The organism is Acinetobacter sp. ANC 4173, from assembly GCF_004331255.1.
GTDB lineage: Bacteria > Pseudomonadota > Gammaproteobacteria > Pseudomonadales > Moraxellaceae > Acinetobacter.
This window is the reverse complement of the sequence record NZ_SJOF01000012.1, coordinates 1-19156: the sequence shown is the minus strand read 5'-3', so window position 1 is coordinate 19156 and position 19156 is coordinate 1. Positions and strand designations below refer to the sequence as shown.

The following is a 19156-nucleotide window of genomic DNA, read 5'->3' as shown; positions in this document are numbered from 1 at the left end:
CATGTAGGTTCATGCCTAAAAAATAAAGATTAAAAAAGGATATTTTATGACGCGTACAAAAATAGCTTTGGCACTTACATTGACACTTTCCAGTCTATTTTTAACAGCTTGTAATGATGATAATACGGTGGTCGATTCAAATAAAACCTATTTATCTGAAGGGAATTATACTTTAGATACAGTAGAGAATAGCTCATCGATTAAAGTTATGACCTATAATATGACCAATGTTCAAGGGAAAACCGCAACAGCCACTGCCATGGTTTTGTTTCCAAAAGTCATTCAGCCTAAAGATGGCTACCGAGTTGTGGTCTGGGAGCATGGAACAGTTGGTGGTGGCGATGACTGTGCTCCAAGTAAAAATCTACTTAACCCTCGCTTTAAAATTCTCGCAGATACCTTATTGGCCGCGGGTTATGTAATCATTGCACCAGATTATGAAGGATTGGGGACACCAGGCGTACATCCTTATTTGAACCTATCCAGTCAGGCTAATTCCGCAATTGCAGCGGTAAAAGCAGCGAAAGATCATTACGGTACACAGTTAAATGGCGCATGGATGTCGATTGGTCAGTCACAAGGTGGACATGCGTCCTTGGGCACTGCTGAATTTGCTAATACCGATAATAGTTATAAAGGAGCAGTCGCTGGTGCACCAGCGTCAAGCTTAGGAACAATTATTCAAATTTATCTCGATCCGCAGTTGAATCTTGATGAAAATAATCAATCTAAGGGTGTGAATAGATTAGATGAGCAATTACTAAAAGTTCGATATGCAGTTGCAAACAACATCATTACAGCAGAACAAGGACAAGCGGCAATTGATCAAATTGCAGATGGTTATGCTGAATTGTTGGCTTATGCGGCACTGACCAGTTCAGGTATTAAAGCATATCAACCTGATTACGATTTAAAAAATATCTTTACAGCGGGTGCAGCGGATATCGCAGAAAAAGCCTATGGCCGTACGGGCGATGATGGCGCATGTTTAAGTTATGCTGACCCGAATAGTGCGAATGGTTTACAAGAGTTATTCAAAGTTGGCGTACTTGACTTCTTGAAAGACCCTACCCATTTAATTGCACAATATGGCATTGATTTAAATAAAATTAAAACCGATCCTTTGGTTCAAAAGTTCTTGGTAGACAACCAACCCGCTACCAATGCAACTGTAGCAAAAGTGATTAAAACCCCTGTATTTATTATTCAGGGGGAGAAAGATCAAGCAGTATTGCCGATCGTCACGCAAGCTTTGTATGCAAATATGCAAGCGAATGCCACAAAGTATTTCCCGCAAAATAATTATGCTGATGGATATAAATTGACGATCGTGCCGAATGCAACACATACGCAAGCAATCGTCTGTAAAAATGCGGATGCTGTCGATTTTATACAATCAAATATGTCAGCGGCTACGGGTATCGTGTTAACCGACGCACAGAAAGATGCAAGTCAAAATCCGCAATGTACGGGCAATTTCTAAGTCATTTTTAGATCATTTTTGTGAAAAAGAGTCTCATTATTGAGGCTCTTTTTGTTATATTGTTACGTAGTGAAGAATGCAAGATTTGAGTTAAATCAGCTATGAGCCAACCAGAAGTGAACAAAAAGCCCATACCTTGGAAATTAATGGCATTTGGACTGTTCATTCCAGTGTTTATTCTTGGAATGGCACTTTTAGCTGCAAAAAGTGATGCAGAGAATAAAAAGCAATATGATCTAGAGCGTGCAGAAATTCAAAAGCGTGTTGAATTAAGGCAACAGCGCGAAGCTGCCGCGCAAGCAAAAAGTGAATAGGCTAAAATCTTGAAAGTTTTTGCAATGAATTTGAAAGGGTAGAGATCTACTATAGCTTGAAAACTTATAGTTATTATTAGTTATGCTCTATATGATAATTTTGCATATCAATATAATAAAACAAGCAATAGCTGTGAATAGTAAATCTCTATAATGAATATCAATTGTTGAATGTGTAATAAGCACGAATTAGTAATCGGTGTTGTCGATGTCAATAAATGAGGAAAGACTTACTCATCTTAAACAGCTTGAAGCTGAGAGTATTCACATTATTCGTGAAGTAGCTGCCGAATTTGAAAATCCGGTGATGTTGTATTCTATTGGTAAAGACTCAGCTGTCATGCTGCATCTTGCCTTGAAGGCGTTCTATCCTGCAAAACTTCCATTCCCACTATTGCATGTCGATACAGGCTGGAAATTCAAAGAGATGATCACATTTCGTGACAACATGGCAAAAACCCATGGTTTCGATTTGATCGTTCATCAAAATAAAGAAGGTAAAGATGCTGGGATCAATCCATTTGATCATGGCAGTTCAAAATATACCGACATCATGAAAACTCAGGGCTTAAAACAAGCACTGGATAAATACGGTTTTGATGCGGCCTTTGGTGGTGCACGCCGTGATGAAGAAAAATCACGTGCGAAAGAACGTGTTTATTCTTTCCGTGATAGCAAGCATCGTTGGGATCCTAAAAACCAACGTCCTGAACTTTGGAATCTTTACAACGGTAAAGTGAACAAAGGCGAAAGTATTCGTGTGTTCCCATTGTCAAACTGGACTGAGCTTGATATTTGGCAATACATTTATTTGGAAAGTATTCCACTAGTACCTTTATATTTAGCTGCGGAACGTCCTGTGGTTGAACGTAGCGGTACACTCATCATGGTTGATGATGAGCGTATGCCTTTAAAAGAAGGTGAAGTTCCACAAATGAAATCGGTACGTTTCCGTACTTTAGGCTGTTACCCACTTACGGGCGCGGTTGAATCAACTGCCAATACCTTACCGGAAATTATTCAAGAAATGCTGCTTGCCACAAGCTCTGAACGTCAAGGTCGTATGATTGACCATGATGAAGCAGGCTCGATGGAAAAGAAAAAGCAAGAAGGCTATTTCTAATTTCCTGATGAAAGTCCCTCTTTATTAAAGAGGGATTTAGGGAGATTAAAACCGATTTCTAACGAATTTGTGGAGTTTGAGCAATGTCTCATCAATCTGAACTGATTAGCCAAGATATCTTGGCATATTTGAAACAACACGAAAATAAAGACTTATTACGTTTCTTGACTTGCGGTAATGTCGATGATGGTAAAAGTACTTTAATCGGTCGTTTACTTTATGATTCAAAATTGATTTATGAAGATCAATTGCAAGCCGTTACCCGCGACTCTAAAAAAGTGGGTACGACGGGTGATGCACCTGACTTGGCACTTCTTGTAGATGGTTTACAGGCAGAACGTGAGCAGGGTATTACCATTGATGTGGCTTATCGTTATTTCTCGACTGAAAAACGTAAATTCATCATTGCTGATACGCCAGGACACGAGCAATATACGCGTAACATGGCAACAGGTGCGTCTACTTGTGACCTTGCGATCATTTTGATTGATGCGCGTTATGGTGTACAAACGCAAACACGTCGTCACACATATATTGCGAGCTTGTTGGGTATTAAGAACATTATTGTTGCGATCAACAAAATGGACTTGGTTGAATTCTCTGAAACCCGTTTCAATGAAATTCAAGCGGAATATGGCAACTTCGTCAGCCAATTGGGTGACCGTAAGCCAAGTAACATCATCTTTACGCCTATTTCTGCATTGAATGGCGATAACGTGGTGAATGTTTCGGAACACACACCGTGGTACAAGGGCGAAACCTTAATGGGGACGCTAGAGTCGGTACAAATTAACCGTGATACCGCGAAACGTGATTTCCGTTTCCCTGTGCAATATGTAAACCGTCCAAACCTCGACTTCCGTGGTTTTGCGGGAACGATTGCCCTAGGTGAAATTAACGTGGGCGATAAAGTTGTTGCTTTACCTTCAGGTAAGTCTTCAACAGTTAAAGAAATTGTAACTTTTGATGGCAACCTTGAACATGCATTTGCAGGTCAAGCGGTGACATTAACGCTAAACGATGAGATTGATGTATCACGCGGTAATATGTTGGTACGTGCGGATCAGGGTATTCCTGCAATTTCTCGTTCTGTAAAAGCGACTGTGGTATGGATGGCGGATCAGCCACTCGTGATTGGCAAGTTGTATAACTTAAAAGTGGGCACGCAAACTGTTCCTGCGAAAGTGACTGCCATTAACTTCCGTACGAACGTGAACACACTTGAGCAAATGCAAGTGGATCATCTTGATCTCAATGCGATTGCCAATGTGACTGTTGAATTTGATGCACCAGTGGTGTTTGATCGTTACCAAGACAGCCGTTATACAGGTTCGTTTATCTTCATTGATCGTTTGAATAACGTAACGATTGGTGCGGGTATGGTGGAAGAATCTGTTGAGTGGTCTGCGCATGCAAACCCTGTTTCTGCGGAAGACCGTGCTGCACGTTTAGGTCAAAAACCGGCAGTTGTGACTGTAACAGCAAAAGCACTTGAGCAAGCCCAAATCTTAGAAAGCTTGTTGATTCAACAAGGTGTTGTAGCAATTGCTAAAGCAGGTTTAACCTCAGAACAAGTTACTTTATTGCGTGAAACGGGTGTGGTTGTAATTACAGACCTTGCTGATGCAACTGATGTGAGCTTTACTGCTGAACAAGTGGAAGAACTTGCAGAACAAATTGTGAAATTGGTTCGTTTATAAGATCCAATGCTAAAAAACCCGCCATCTGGCGGGTTTTTTATGCTCTAACATTAGATTTTTTGAGCAAAAATCGTGGCAAAGCGCTGTTTAATGCGTTGTCCTTGTTCATCTGTACGGTGTAGCTCACCAACATTTTCATTGTATTTAAGGATGGTCCAACTTTCATAATATGCTTTCAGCTCGCCCGCCTTAAAGCTAAAAGGGAAGTCGGACTGCACTGGATAATCTTCGCTGTCCATTGCACAGACAATCAAGTTATAACCGCCAGACTTGGTCGCTTGCTGCATTTGTGCGATGAGCGGTGGAATTGTATGTGCTTGTAAAAACATCATCACCACGGTGCAATAGATAAAATCATATTGATCTTGAATCTGCTGATTTTCGTTTAAATCACGGAGTTGGGTATGAACTTGTTGTACTTGCTCAGCTGTAATTATTTGTTCCAAGCGTTGTATGCTTTGTACATTTACATCCCATGCATCAACTTCAAAGTCATGCTGAGCCAAAAAAAGTGCATTACGTCCTGAACCGCAACCGACATCAAGTGCTTTGCCACCTTGAAGATGAGGAAGGGCTGCTAAAATTTCGGAATGGGTCGGTGTAAGTTGATATTTTTGAGTGAATAATTGATCGGCTTGGCAATAGAAACTGAGTTGGCATTCAATATCAGGACTGAATGCCACAATACGATGCCAAGCTTGTGGTTCAATGAGTGGCGGTTGTTGGGTTGGGCTGAAATGAAGTTCAGAAAGAATTTCTCCTTGTTCATTCAGCATGGCAAAGTCTAATTTGCCTTTTAAAATATTCAGTTTTGCCCATGTGCCTTGTTTGGTATTGTGAGCTTGCTGAAATGCTTGTGGAATGGTGTCATGCTTCCAAATGGGAAGAGTTTTATAGCAAAGCAGTGGTTGCATATGGGTATCCTTCTATTTGGTGCTTGATCTTGGCTAGAAATAGGTTCTATTCAATCATGTTCTTCATTCAATATTAGCTTGATTCAATGGCAAATAAAAACAGCGACCGAAGTCGCTGTTTTTAAATATTTCAATGATTAAGCCTGCTGAATACCAGCAACCAACCAATCTTGGGTTGAACCCGTAGGTTTAACAAAATGCCAGATTTCTGCAAATGGTTGCGGCAAACTGTTGAGGTCTTCACTGACTGTACCTGTAAAGCGAACACTTACCACATATTGACCATTTTCAGTTGCAGAATCTGTCACCATTGCATTTAAGTTGGAGAACTCAGCAACATCTTGATCGCGGTTGGTCATAATGTCGTTATACATTGATTGATATAAATCTGGCGTGAGGTAACGACGGATTTCTTCAATGTTACTTGAGGTATTCATCGACTGAATATGATTAAAGCGTTGACGCGCAATACGTAAGAACGCAGCAGGTTCTGTACCATCAGGGAGTTGACTACCACTGTTGGTGTAGGCTGAACCAAAGGGTGCAGTATTCACTGGTGCTTGCGTTGCAGCACCGCCAGCTACAGATTGACCAAAAATGTTGGTATTGTCAGTAGATGCGCGTGGTGCCGCAGGTGCTTGACCGAATGGCGATGCAGCTTGACCGCCATTATTTGGTGCATACGGGTTAGTGGATGTTAGTTTTTTTTTTGCGCCCATCTTGCGGAAAATGAAGAAGGCAACAGCAGCAGCGAGTAATATCCAGATCCAACTCGGAATTCCACCTTTTTCTTCTTGGGCGGCTTGAGCTTGGCTTGCTGGACGGTCATCTGCAAGTGCATTTGCAGCAACAGCACCTACGGCAGCACCCGCAACACCCGCAGCAACCATACTACCTACACCTGGACCAGATTTTTGTGGTGCAGTTGCAGGGGCAACAGGTTGTTGAGCAGGTGTTGCTTGACGAGGCTGTTGATAAGACTGGGTTGGTGTCGCAGAACGGCTCATGCCATGACTCTTTCCACCACCTGCACGTTTAGCTTCTGCCAAAGGTGCTACCAATAACATCGCTGCTAAAATACCTGCAACTAAACTACGCTGTCGAACTTCCATTCAATTTTCCTATAATAAAAAATGATAAATAGCCCTGTATTTATGCAGGCATTTGTCAATTTTTTCAATAAGAAAAAGCAATTTTTTTGTTTAATTTTGCACAGTTAAATTTTAACATCAGCGTTTGGCTATTCTGATAGATTCATCGCTTCGGTTAATGCTTCATGTAGTCGTGCCACCGCAATAATCTGTACGCCTGCAATCGTTTTTTGTGGTGCATTGGCGCGCGGCACAATAATGTATTTAAAGCCGTGTTTAATGGCTTCTTTCAAACGTTCTTGACCGTTAGGTACGGGGCGAATTTCACCAGATAATCCAACCTCACCAAAGACAGCCAATTGTTGTGGTAACGCTTTACCTCTTAAACTAGAAGCACAAGCGAGCAGAACGGCTAAGTCCGAGCCTGTTTCGGTAATTTTCAAACCACCCACAACATTGACATAGACATCTTGTCCAGAGGTTTGCACACCACCATGACGGTGCATAACGGCGAGCAACATATTTAAGCGGTTTTGCTCTAAGCCCAATGCAACGCGGCGCGGTTGTCCATGTGCATCATCGACCAAGGCTTGTACTTCAACCAACAGTGGGCGTGTGCCTTCACGACTGATCATGACGATTGAACCCGGAATGGCTTCGTCATAGCGACTCAGGAAAATAGCCGAAGGGTTGGCGACCTCACGTAGACCTTTATCGGTCATGCCGAAAACCCCCAATTCATTCACCGCACCAAAACGGTTTTTAACTGCACGAATCATGCGATAACGTGAGTCGGACTGTCCTTCAAAGTACAGAACACAATCGACCATATGTTCAAGCACACGTGGACCTGCCAAAGCACCTTCTTTGGTAACATGACCGACCAGAAAAAGTGCGGTGCCACTATTTTTAGCAAAACGCGTGAGTAATGCAGCCGATTCTCGAATTTGCGAGACTCCACCTGGAGCAGATTGTAAGGTTTCTGTGTAAAGGGTTTGAATAGAATCGAGAATGGCAACAGCAGGACGTGCTTGTGCTAAAACTTCACAAATGCGTTCTACACAGGTTTCTGCCATAACTTTTAATTGGTCGGTGGGCAAATCTAGACGTTGTGCACGCAGTGCAACCTGTGATAGTGATTCTTCGCCTGTAACATAAAGTGCAGAACTTTTAGCCGCCGCCATGTAAGTTGCTGTCTGTAAAAGAATGGTTGATTTACCAATGCCGGGATCACCACCAATCAATACTACAGAACCTGTCACCAACCCCCCACCGAGTACGCGGTCAAATTCACCAATCCCTGTTGCAAGACGGGTTTCATGTGAAACGGAGACCTGATTTAAAGTCGTGATATTGGCTGCCTGTCCTGCATAACCTCCGCCTATTTTAGGCTGGGCACGATGCGTCACTACAGGTTCAATACGGACTTCAACCAGACTGTTCCATTCGCCACATTCAATACATTGTCCAGCCCATTTTGAATGGTCTGCACCACACTGCTCACAGCGATATACGGTTTTAATTTTTGCCATAAATAAAATTGAAAATAATCTGTAAATTAGATAAAAGTAATAGTTACGAAAACAATTAAATACAGTGAATGCAATTCTTAAGGAATAAGAAGTGTCGCTGTTTATCGTAATTACGGGTTAAAGGGAATTGCTCAGAAAAATAACATGATCTAAGACTTTTACAAGTAAGAAACAGTGTGTTTTGAGTCAAGTGATTTGTTCAGTTCACTTTTTCCATGCAAGGAGTTTGAGCGTTTGGTTGTTTCTTGTCATGACACAGCAGTTTGATGGCATAGATATTGCTCTTGCTCAAACAAATGAAAATAAAGCAATTGCAACATTTTCAAATTATATAAAAAAGGTTGATGTCTATGAGTGCAGCAGAAATTGTTGATTGGGTAAATAGTATTATTTGGAGCAAGGCTCTTATTTATTTGTGTTTGGGAGCAGGTTTATTTTTCTCTATTCTGACGCGCTTTGTTCAAGTTCGCCAAATGAAAGAGATGGCAAGATTATTAATACATGGTGGTTCTTCAGAACAAGGAATTTCTTCATTTCAAGCATTAGCCGTATCACTTTCGGGGCGTGTAGGTGTTGGTAATATTGCAGGGGTAGCAGCAGCAATTGGTTTTGGTGGTCCGGGTGCAGTATTTTGGATGTGGCTTGTGGCTTTCTTAGGGGCAAGTACAGCTTACGTAGAATCTACTTTGGGTCAAATTTATAAGGTGGAATACCAAGGTCAGTACCGTGGTGGACCTGCTTTTTATTTTGATAAAGGTTTAGGGCAACGTTGGTTGGGAGTGGTATTTGCAGTTGCCGCAATTGTGGCTTGTGGTTTGTTCCTACCAGGTATTCAAGCCAATGCGGTGGGGAATGCATTTACGCAAATTACAGGTGAAGGTTCCATCGTCTTTGGTAATGTGGGTGTATTCAAATTAGTTGCTTTGGTTGTAATTCTATCTTTATTGGCCATCATTATTTTTGGTGGTATTAAGCGTATTGCACGTTTTGCAGAGTTTGTCGTTCCATTTATGGCGCTAGGCTATATTTTAATGGCGATGGTGATTGTTGTAATCAACATTCACGAATTACCACGTGTCTTACAACTTATTTTTGACGATGCGTTTAGCCCAATGGCAGGACTGGGTGCTGCAATTGGTTGGGGCGTTAAACGTGGTGTTTATTCGAATGAAGCAGGTCAGGGTACTGGACCGCATGCAGCGGCAGCCGCAGAAGTACAACATCCAGCGCAACAAGGTTTTGTACAAGCCTTCTCAATTTATGTTGATACGCTATTTGTTTGTTCTGCTACAGCCTTCATGATTTTAATTACAGGTATGTATAACGTACAAGGCACATTAGAAGCAGGGCAATTTATTGTTCAAAACGTTGCAGGTACTGTCGAAATTGGTTCGCCAGCATTTACCCAAATGGCGGTGAGCACTGTATTTGGTGGTTTTGGACAAATTTTTGTTGCCTTGGCGGTGTTCTTCTTCGCATTTACCACAATTGTTGCTTATTACTATATCGCAGAAACCAACATCACTTATTTGAGCTATATCACTCAATCTCCATCATTATTGTTCGTTACGAAATGTTTTATCATGATTTCAGTCGCTTACGGTGTGATTAGTGCAACAGGCTATATCTGGGGAATTGGCGATATAGGTGTTGGCTTAATGGCTTGGATTAATATTGTGGGTATTATTGTGACCTACTTTGTATGGAAACCAACCATCAAAGCATTGAAAGATTATGAGCAGCAACAAAAAGCAGGAGTAACAGAATATACCTTTGATCCTGTAAAACTAGGGATCCGTAATGCAACTTATTGGGAAGAACGCTTAAAGAAACAACAGAATAATCAACAAAGTAATTGAATTTTAGTGTGAAGTAGAACTTAAAAAGCAGCCACGGCGGCTGCTTTTTTTATTGAATGGTATAAGATTTATATGAACTGATGTGTCCAAAAGGTGCATTGTATTGCATTGATGTAGTGCGTATTATCGGCCCCAATTGTATAAGGCTTGAATGCTGAACGATACAGATAGAGTTGTTTAGCTTGGATTGACCCAAAAACTTACATGGCGAAGGCGTGCTTAAGAATAGTACAAATGTGTAATTTGGATTAATTTGGTTAAAAAATCTTAAAGGATTAATAGAGAGTTTTTATAGCGATGTTAAATCAAAACACGAATGAGTCAGCTGCACAAGGCGAACTCCATCGTAGTTTGTCAAATCGACATCTACAACTAATTGCGATTGGTGGTGCAATTGGTACTGGTTTGTTCATGGGGTCCGGTAAAACCATTAGTTTGGCGGGCCCATCAATATTATTTATTTACATGATCATCGGTTTAATGGTGTTTTTCGTAATGCGTGCATTAGGAGAGCTACTATTATCTAACCTGAAATATAAGTCTTTTATTGACTTCTCGACAGACCTGATTGGTCCTTGGGCGGGTTATTTCGTGGGTTGGACCTATTGGTTGTGTTGGATCACCATTGGTATCGCGGACTTATCCGCCATTATTTATTATCTGCAATTCTTCAACAATGGACTACCATTTAGCCCAGTTGAAGGTGCAATGATCAGCGTTGCTGCCATCGTCTTTATTATGGGTTTAAACCTCATGACGGTGAAGCTGTTTGGTGAGCTTGAGTTCTGGTTTGCATTGGTCAAAATTATTGCAATTGTGGTGCTCATTGCCGTTGGTTTGTGGATGATTTTTACAGGCTTTACTTCCACTACGGGTGAAGTGGCATCGTTCACGCACTTGTGGGCCAATGGCGGCATGTTCCCGACGGGTATGGGGGGTTTCTTGGCCGGTTTCCAAATTGCAATTTTTGCCTTTGTCGGGGTGGAATTGGTTGGGACTACAGCAGCGGAAACCAAAGATCCTGAGCGTAACTTGCCTAAAGCAGTCAATTCAATTCCAATCCGTATTATCATTTTCTATGTGCTGGCATTGGTGATTGTGATGTCGGTGACACCATGGAACAGGATCAACCCAGAAGTTAGCCCATTCGTGAATTTGTTTAGTCAGGCAGGTATTGCAGCCGCTGCGATTATCATGAACCTTGTGGTGTTGTCTTCTGTGATGTCCTCTATGAACAGTGGGGTATTCTCGACCAGCCGTATGTTGTTCGGTTTATCGCGTGAGAAGCAAGGACCACAAGCTTTTGGTCATTTGAATAAGCGTGCAGTTCCTGCAAATGCTTTATATTTCTCTGCAATTTGTTTGTTGGGTGGTGCGGCCTTACAGTACTTTGTACCAAATACGGTTGAAGCCTTTACTCTGGCAACGACTTTATCCACGATTCTGTTTATTTTGGTGTGGTTGATTATTTTGTGGAGCTATTTGGTTTACTACAAAACACGTCCAGACTTACATGCGAAATCGACCTTTAAATTGCCTGGTGGTCCTTTGACGTGTTGGGTGGTGATTGTGTTCTTCATTGGCATGATTTACGTGTTGTCATTAGAGCCAGATACCATGAAAGCCTTAATGGTGAGTCCAATTTGGCTTATCATTCTTGCCATTGGTTATTTCTGTTTTTATAAGCCAAAACATAAATAATCGCTGCGTATACAGAAAAACGTCAGTTTAGAACTGGCGTTTTTTTATGTCTGGCGATAATCTCTAGCGTTTAATGCTTTGGTCAATGCGTTGATCGGGTTATACTTTGTTAAAATTTGAGATAGGTGGTCAGATGCGTCACGTCATTTGCTGCATAAGTGTATTGGTGTTGGGATCTTCATTAGTCGGTTGTGGTCAATCGGGTGCATTACAATTACCAAGCGATTCAAATTATGACAAACGTGCAAAATATTTGTTATATCCAAATGTAGAGTCTGCTCAAAAAACAGAGCAAGTTCAAACGACTGAATCGGTTGAACAACCGACAACTACAGAATCAAAATCTTCTACTCCTTAACTTGTCATTGAAAGGACATCTTCCATGAGTTTTACCCGCATTAATGGGGTATTGTACGCAGAGCAGTGTTCCCTAGAACAGCTTGCGCAGCAATATGGCACGCCACTGTATGTGTATTCAAAAGCAACTTTTGAAAAGCATTTTTTAGATATGGACCGTGCTTTTGGTTTTATCGATCATCAAATTTGTTTTGCGGTAAAGTCTAACTCAAATATTGCAGTACTCAGCGTGTTAGCCAAATTAGGTTGTGGCTTTGACATTGTGACGGGTGGTGAGTTAGCCCGTGTGTTGGCTGCAGGTGGTGATGCATCTAAAGTTGTCTTTTCGGGTTTAGGTAAAACTGAAGCAGATATTCAAAAATCATTGGAAGTCGGCATTGCATGTTTTAATGTTGAATCTTATGCAGAATTAGATCGTATTCAGAAAGTGGCGGCAGCATTAGGCAAAAAAGCCCCAATTTCATTACGCGTTAACCCAGATGTCGATGCAAAAACGCATCCTTATATTTCAACGGGATTAAAAGAAAACAAGTTCGGTATTCCTTCGGATACGGTATTTGAAACCTATCAATATGCAGCCAGTCTACCGAATCTAGAAATTATCGGCATCGACTGTCATATTGGTTCACAGTTAACTGAAACCAAACCGTTTGTTGATGCTCTTGATCGTGTCATGTTCATGATTGAAAAACTCAAAGAGCTTGGTATTGAATTAAAGCATGTCGATATTGGGGGGGGGTTGGGAGTGACTTATAAAGATGAAGTTCCTCCAACAGTTGAAGAATATGCCAATGCGTTGAAACCTGCTTTAGAAAAGTTAGGTTTAAAAGTGTATATGGAACCGGGACGCAGTATTTCAGCCAATGCAGGTGTGTTGCTGACCAAAGTAGATTTATTGAAACCGACCAATCATCGTAACTTTGCCATTATTGATGCAGCAATGAACGATTTGATTCGTCCAGCTTTGTATGAAGCATGGATGGATATCCAACCTGTAACGCCACGACACGATGTCGAAACTTTGCAATGGGATGTGGTGGGTGCAATTTGTGAAACGGGCGATTTCTTGGGGAAAGAACGTGATTTAGCACTCCGTGAAAACGATACACTTGCAGTGTTGGGGGCAGGTGCATACGGTTTTGTCATGAGTTCAAATTACAATACGCGTGGACGTGCGGCTGAAGTCATGGTTGATGGCGCGAACTCACATCTGATTCGTGAGCGTGAAACAATCGAATCACTTTGGGAAAAAGAGCGTTTATTGCCTTAAGGAGTCACTAAAAATGTTTTTAGAATTTACTAAAATGCATGGTCTAGGCAATGACTTCATGGTTGTGGATTTAATTAGTCAGCGTGCTTACTTAGATGCACTGACCATCCAACGTCTTGCCGATCGACATTTTGGCATTGGTTTTGATCAATTGTTAATTGTTGAACCACCTGATATGCCAGAAGCGGATTTTAAATATCGTATTTTTAATGCCGATGGTTCAGAAGTGGAACAATGCGGGAATGGCGTGCGCTGTTTTGCTCGTTTTGTACATGAACGACAATTGACAACGAAAACCAAAATTAAGGTACAAACCAAAGCTGGGATCGTCGAACCTGAATTGGGTTCGAATGGTTGGGTACGCGTCAATATGGGGTATCCAAAGTTCCTGCCACAGGAAATTCCATTTTTGGTCGATGAACCAGCAAGTCTGTATGATCTAGAGTTGGCAAATCAACAACAGATTCAAATTGATGTGGTGAACATGGGGAATCCACATGCGGTGACTATTGTCCCAGATGTGATTACGGCTGATGTGGCAATGATGGGACCACAAGTCGAGTCACATGCTCGTTTCCCAGCGCGTGTGAATGCAGGATTCATGCAGATTATTGATGAAACACATGCACGTTTACGTGTATTCGAGCGTGGTGTTGGTGAAACTTTAGCCTGTGGCACGGGAGCATGTGCTGCTGCTGTTTCAGGTATCCGTCGTGGTTTATTGGCGAATCAGGTTGAAATTGAGTTGGCGGGTGGAAAATTACAAATTGAATGGCGTGAGGGCGATGTGGTCTGGATGACAGGTCCGACAGCCAACGTTTATGAAGGACGTATTGACCTGCGTTATTTCCAAGGCTAAATCGGCATTGATGTTAAAAAAAGCACTGTCTTCATGATGGTGCTTTTTTATGGATTAAAATCGGCTATGCTGAAGCCAAAGATAAATAGATATAAAGTGTAGACATGCCAAATTTAATTTTTCTACCAGGCGCATCGGGAAGTACTACGTTCTGGAATCCCTTAATCAATGAATTATCTCATGCAGAATCTAACCAGGTCATTGCTTATCCGAGTTTTGGTGAGGAACCAAGCCAAGAGAGTGTTTATGATTTTGCCAGTTTGTCGAATTATGTTTTGCAACAGATTCAGTCTGAATCTGTTTTGATTGCACAGTCTATGGGCGGGATTTTTGCTGTACAGGCGGCAATAGCACGTCCAGATTTGGTCAAGGGATTAGTGCTTTTGGCAACTTCGGGTGGAATTGATTTAGCCCCATTTCAGGTACAAGATTGGCGAACCGCTTATCAACAACAATATCTTAACTATCCAGACTGGTTTATGGCTACGCAGATAGATTTATCACAGCAACTTGAAAAGATTAGAATGCCAGTATTGTTATTGTGGGGAGATCAAGATCCGATTAGCCCAATTGCCGTTGGACAGACTTTGCAACAAAAACTGCCACAAGCGCAGCTACATCTGATTCATGGGGGTGATCATGCCTTCGGGGAACACCATGCCAAAGAAGTTGCAGCACACATTCAGCAGTATTTAACTCACTTTAATTTTGAAGTTTAGGATGGGCATTATGTCTGTAGAGTCCCAACAATTACTCGCCATGTGGCTGAAAGCACGGGAAATACAAAATCAGTCTAAATTAACTTTACTGGCGTATGAGCGTGATGTTGGCGATTTTTTACAGTTTTGTGATCAGAAAAAACTGCTGTTACAAGATATAGAAACGTCAGATTTACGGGAATATTTGGCAGTCAAAGTAGAACAACAGCAATTGAGTTCTAGTAGTTTACAGCGATTATTGTCTGCGATTCGTCAGTTTATGAAGTGGGCAAAAGAAGGTAATTATTTGACGTTTAATCCATCTGATGATTTCCAATTAAAGCGCCAACCGCGACCCTTGCCGGGTATGGTGGATATTGAAACCATTCAGCAAATTTTAGATCAGACGAAGCCTGAAAAAGAGCCAGATCAAGAATTGTGGCTGCGTGATAAGGCAATTTTAGAATTACTGTATTCGAGTGGATTACGACTCGCTGAAGTACAAAGTCTAAAAATTAAAGACATTGATTTTAATCGGCTATTATTACGGATTACGGGGAAAGGTAATAAAACCCGTGTAGTGCCTTTTGGTACCAAAGCCAAAAATGCATTAATGGAATGGCTAAAGTTGTATCCACTGTGGCAAGGTGATTTTGTCCCCGATGCGCATGTCTTTATTAGTCGTAAAGGCAATCCACTGGGCGCCAGACAAATTGAAAATCGGGTGAAGTTTCAGGCACAACGCGCGGGGGTCAGTGTCGATTTACATCCACACTTGTTAAGACATTGTTTTGCCAGTCATATGCTTTCAAATAGTGGTGATTTAAGAGCTGTGCAGGAAATGTTGGGGCATAGTAATTTAAGTACCACACAAATATATACCCATGTCGATTTTGATCGGCTGGCCAATGTCTACGATCAAGCACATCCACGTGCCCAATTCAAAAATCAGTAACAATTTCAGTATAAATATAGGCCTATCATTTCGATGAAGGCTTTTATTTTGGTACAAAACTTGCTCTAGTCATGGCATAAGTAAAATGCAAAAGAGCATATTTGTACTATTGTAGAATAATAAAAAATCAAAAGATGCAGTATAAGTATCGTTTGGCATGCGGTATTGAACATCAATATACCGATTGTGAGTTTTGAACGTAGAATGAAAGAGGATTGCAAGCCATGATTTCAAACATACAAGAAAAATATAATCAATTAAATTCAGTGCAAAAGGATATTTTTGCAGGATATGGTTTGCGCCAGATTAAACATTTTATTGAATATTGCTTACCTGAAGTACAACCTCTATTGCCTGAAAATTCAGTGATTGAAGGGATTAATACGTCTGGCATGGTGCAAGCTCTGCAACAGAAGACCCTCAAGTGCTATGTCTGGGACGGCACAACGTGGAATGTGTCTGCAAGCTCTATTCCAATTATGGATACGACCGATGACTTTCAATTGGTCTGGGAAATTTTTGATTTGTCCCTTTATGAGTTGATTGAACTGAGTCATGTACATCGAGATTTTCTAGTGAACGCGCATATTTGAGCTAAATTCACTTGAATCAATGCAATACAGTACGTGCTTCTGCAAAATACTATCGGTGCTTAGTGCGGGATGTAGAAATTTTTGTTGATATTGCATGCCCAATCGTTGCATAACGGCTTGAGAGGGGTGGTTAATGGATGCGGTAAAAGCAACGACTTGATTGAGATGGAGTGTTTGAAAGGCAAAATTCAATGCAAGTTGCGCTGCTTCAGTCGCATAGCCCTGACCCCAATAGTCTTTGTGCAAACGCCAGCCAATTTCGGTACAAGGTGAAAAGCTGAATTGATCGGGTTGATCATGCAATCCTGTCATGCCAATTAAACGGTGTTCAGATTTTAATTCGACCGCCCAAAATCCCCAGCCACGCTGTTCAATTAAAGCTTGGCATTTATCAATGAGCAGATCACTTTCAGCATGAGACAAGCATTTCGGAAAATAACGCATGACGGCAGGATCAGCATTCAGTTGAGAAAATGGCAACCGATCAGCCTCTTGCCATGGACGTAAAATTAAGCGCGTACTTTCTAGAGAATTCTGCATAGCATCTTTTATAAATCTTCAAGCGGAAGTTGAAAACTTTGCTTAATAATTTGGCTAGGCAAATCAGTTTTGACACTGGTGATGCCATTTTTCTTGGTCAAATGTGTAGACTGAAATTTTCGATAGTTTTCTAAATCCGGTACCACCACTTTCAGCATGGCATCACATTCGCCCAAAATAATATAACACTCCATGACTTGGGGCAGTTCTTTCATGGCTTCAATAAAACGATCAATGGTTTCAGCATCTTGTCCCACCAACCAAATACGTGAAAACAAAATCAGTTGAAAACCAATCTTTTGTGGATCAACCACGGTGGTGTAATTCTGGATTACCCCGGCTTCTTCCAGTAGTTTGACCCTTCTTAAACAAGATGAAGGCGACAGCCCAACTTCTTTGGCTAAGTCATTATTTTGAATACGACCATTCTGCTGCAAAGCACGAATGATACTTTTATCAATACGATCGAGTTTGATTAAAATATTCTTGGAAGATGATTTCATAAAATAGAATTAAATTCGAAAATTAAACCTAATTATAGAATATTTGCAATCCTATTTTGTATAAATTCGCAGATACTAATTTTCACTTTCAGCCTATTCGAAAGGGAAAAAGGATATGTCTGTATATTTATTGTTTGCACTGACCGTTTTGCCTCTGGTTTTTACCCCGGGTCCCGACATACTATTTATCTTTTCACAAGTCATGTCGAAAGGGGTAAAGGCTGGAATTATGGCAACCCTTGGTATTTGCATGGGGTATTTAATACATTCAGTTTTGGTCGCAGTCGGTATTGCGGCAATTCTTATTTCTTTTCCGTTATTGTTTGAAACGATTCGTTGGTTAGGTATCGCGTATCTGTTGTATCTTGCTTTAAGCTTATTAAAGTCAGTTTTTAATACTAAATCGTTGCAAGTACCAAAAGCACAAGCGGGTAGCCCAGTTACCAAAGGTTTTTTTACAGCACTACTGAATCCTAAAGGCATGCTCATTTACTTTGCAATTTTGCCACAATTTATAAACCAGTCGGGAAATACAGTTGCCCAAGGTCTTATTTTGTCATCTATTTTTATTGGTTTATGTTTAGTGGTGTATAGCGGGTTAAGTTTTGTGGTGGCCAAAATTACACAAAATGCGCAATTAGATGCCAAAAAGCAAAAATGGATTGATGCAGGATCGGGTGGTTTATTGATGATAGCTGCGACTTGGTTAATCGCAAATTGATGGTCGTATTAAGCATGCTTAAAAAAGGGCATGCTTTTTATATTCAGACAATCCTGAGTAGTACCTTTTCACAGGATGTTTAAATTTAATGATTATGTTTGTGCAACTCTAAAATTGATAAACTTAATCAGTTTTTGTCAAAACTGACAAGTCATTGGTGCTGTTTTAAAGTATTGCACTACATATCAGATGCTTATTACAGACAGCAATTGAAGCAGTTGATCAGAAAAAATTATGTAGTAAATAAAGTAAAAAAATAATAAAAATCAACGTTTAAAATTAGTACACTAAAACCGCTATTTTAGAATCAAAATTCATGCAAATAAAACTTTGAACGCAACGTTCAGCCCTTTTTACGCATTTTTACAGTGGATTGAGTAATTGTGACTTGACCGAAATGCCATACAATTGCAAGATAGGACACCTAAAAAATTTTAAGTGAAGAGTTAATATAACTTTTCTCAACATTTACTTTTGCTAAAACAGCCGAGGATTACATGAAGGCTCTTGTTGCTGTAAAACGTGTGGTTGATGCCAACGTTAAAGTTCGCGTTAAACCGGACAATAGTGGGGTAGACCTTACTAACGTTAAGATGTCAATTAACCCATTCTGTGAAATCGCAGTGGAAGAAGCGGTTCGCTTAAAAGAAAAAGGAACTGTTTCAGAAATCATCGTTGTTTCTATTGGTCCTAAAGAAGCGCAAGAACAAATTCGTTCTGCAATGGCACTTGGCGCTGACCGCGGTATCTTGGTTGAAGCTGATGACAGCCAACTCGGTGCTTTGGAAGTTGCTAAAATCCTGAAAGGTGTTGTTGCTGCTGAACAACCACAATTAATTCTTCTTGGTAAACAAGCCATTGATGACGACTCTAACCAAGTTGGTCAAATGCTTGGTGCACTATTGGGTGCAGGTCAAGGTACGTTCGCATCTGAAGTGAAAGT

20 protein-coding genes are annotated in these 19156 nt (G+C 40.9%); 15 read left to right on the top strand and 5 right to left on the bottom strand.

Annotated features, from left to right (window positions below; all coding sequences use genetic code 11):
- Positions 1-46 precede the first annotated feature (46 nt).
- The 4 genes from E0H94_RS13605 (at position 47) to cysN (ending at position 4620) form a co-directional block, all read left to right on the top strand.
- Positions 47-1483, top strand: coding sequence for an alpha/beta hydrolase (locus E0H94_RS13605; RefSeq protein ID WP_131327014.1), 1437 nt, complete (start codon positions 47-49; stop codon positions 1481-1483).
- A 101-nt stretch (positions 1484-1584) separates the two neighbouring features.
- Positions 1585-1797: a hypothetical protein gene (locus E0H94_RS13600; protein ID WP_116759408.1), complete on the top strand. Its 213-nt coding sequence runs from the start codon at positions 1585-1587 to the stop codon at positions 1795-1797.
- A 214-nt stretch (positions 1798-2011) separates the two neighbouring features.
- Positions 2012-2920 carry a sulfate adenylyltransferase subunit CysD gene (gene cysD / locus E0H94_RS13595; RefSeq protein ID WP_171065359.1) on the top strand — a complete coding sequence of 303 codons (909 nt, stop codon included), beginning with the start codon at positions 2012-2014 and terminating at the stop codon, positions 2918-2920.
- Between the two features lie 83 nt (positions 2921-3003).
- Positions 3004-4620, top strand: a complete 1617-nt coding sequence (cysN, locus tag E0H94_RS13590) for a sulfate adenylyltransferase subunit CysN (protein ID WP_131327013.1) — start codon at positions 3004-3006, stop codon at positions 4618-4620.
- Between the two features lie 50 nt (positions 4621-4670).
- On the opposite strand, the gene tehB is transcribed toward cysN, so the two are convergent.
- From tehB to radA, 3 genes are all read right to left on the bottom strand, one after another.
- Positions 4671-5534: an SAM-dependent methyltransferase TehB gene (tehB, locus tag E0H94_RS13585; protein ID WP_131327012.1), complete on the bottom strand. Its 864-nt coding sequence runs from the start codon at positions 5532-5534 to the stop codon at positions 4671-4673.
- A gap of 137 nt (positions 5535-5671) precedes the next feature.
- Positions 5672-6646, bottom strand: coding sequence for a TIM44-like domain-containing protein (locus E0H94_RS13580; protein WP_131327011.1), 975 nt, complete (start codon positions 6644-6646; stop codon positions 5672-5674).
- A 128-nt stretch (positions 6647-6774) separates the two neighbouring features.
- A complete protein-coding gene (radA, locus tag E0H94_RS13575) occupies positions 6775-8157 on the bottom strand; it encodes a DNA repair protein RadA (RefSeq protein WP_131327010.1) in 1383 nt (460 codons plus the stop codon).
- Positions 8158-8407: 250 nt separating this feature from the next.
- On the opposite strand from radA, the gene E0H94_RS18930 reads away from it, so the two are divergent.
- The 9 genes from E0H94_RS18930 (at position 8408) to E0H94_RS13535 (ending at position 16449) form a co-directional block, all read left to right on the top strand.
- Entirely contained in the window at positions 8408-8530 is a 123-nt protein-coding gene (locus E0H94_RS18930; protein WP_264757561.1) for a hypothetical protein, read from the top strand.
- Entirely contained in the window at positions 8508-10016 is a 1509-nt protein-coding gene (locus tag E0H94_RS13570) for an alanine/glycine:cation symporter family protein (protein ID WP_131327009.1), read from the top strand. The genes E0H94_RS18930 and E0H94_RS13570 overlap by 23 nt, the downstream gene beginning before the upstream one ends.
- Before the next feature lie 297 nt (positions 10017-10313).
- Entirely contained in the window at positions 10314-11717 is a 1404-nt protein-coding gene (locus tag E0H94_RS13565; RefSeq protein WP_131327008.1) for an amino acid permease, read from the top strand.
- Between the two features lie 133 nt (positions 11718-11850).
- Entirely contained in the window at positions 11851-12075 is a 225-nt protein-coding gene (lptM, locus tag E0H94_RS13560; protein WP_131327007.1) for an LPS translocon maturation chaperone LptM, read from the top strand.
- A gap of 24 nt (positions 12076-12099) precedes the next feature.
- Positions 12100-13344 (top strand): diaminopimelate decarboxylase, encoded by a 1245-nt coding sequence (gene lysA, locus E0H94_RS13555; protein WP_131327006.1) that lies wholly within the window; start codon positions 12100-12102, stop codon positions 13342-13344.
- 13 nt (positions 13345-13357) lie between these two features.
- Entirely contained in the window at positions 13358-14203 is an 846-nt protein-coding gene (gene dapF / locus E0H94_RS13550) for a diaminopimelate epimerase (RefSeq protein ID WP_131327005.1), read from the top strand.
- A 104-nt stretch (positions 14204-14307) separates the two neighbouring features.
- Positions 14308-14922, top strand: coding sequence for an alpha/beta fold hydrolase (locus tag E0H94_RS13545; RefSeq protein WP_131327004.1), 615 nt, complete (start codon positions 14308-14310; stop codon positions 14920-14922).
- A gap of 10 nt (positions 14923-14932) precedes the next feature.
- On the top strand, positions 14933-15856 hold the full coding sequence (gene xerA / locus E0H94_RS13540) for a site-specific tyrosine recombinase/integron integrase (RefSeq protein ID WP_131327003.1): 924 nt from the start codon (positions 14933-14935) through the stop codon (positions 15854-15856).
- 224 nt (positions 15857-16080) lie between these two features.
- On the top strand, positions 16081-16449 hold the full coding sequence (locus E0H94_RS13535; RefSeq protein WP_131327002.1) for a hypothetical protein: 369 nt from the start codon (positions 16081-16083) through the stop codon (positions 16447-16449).
- Here E0H94_RS13535 and E0H94_RS13530 read toward each other — a convergent pair.
- Together E0H94_RS13530 and E0H94_RS13525 are read right to left on the bottom strand one after the other, a co-directional pair.
- Positions 16429-16989: a GNAT family N-acetyltransferase gene (locus E0H94_RS13530; RefSeq protein WP_131327001.1), complete on the bottom strand. Its 561-nt coding sequence runs from the start codon at positions 16987-16989 to the stop codon at positions 16429-16431. The genes E0H94_RS13535 and E0H94_RS13530 overlap by 21 nt on opposite strands.
- A gap of 8 nt (positions 16990-16997) precedes the next feature.
- A complete protein-coding gene (locus E0H94_RS13525) occupies positions 16998-17492 on the bottom strand; it encodes an Lrp/AsnC family transcriptional regulator (protein ID WP_131263855.1) in 495 nt (164 codons plus the stop codon).
- Between the two features lie 115 nt (positions 17493-17607).
- Here E0H94_RS13525 and E0H94_RS13520 point away from each other — a divergent pair, with 115 nt between their 5' ends.
- Positions 17608-18213 (top strand): LysE family translocator, encoded by a 606-nt coding sequence (locus tag E0H94_RS13520; RefSeq protein WP_131327000.1) that lies wholly within the window; start codon positions 17608-17610, stop codon positions 18211-18213.
- A gap of 497 nt (positions 18214-18710) precedes the next feature.
- Positions 18711-19156: electron transfer flavoprotein subunit beta/FixA family protein (locus E0H94_RS13515; protein WP_131326999.1), on the top strand; the 446-nt coding region annotated here is incomplete at its 3' end.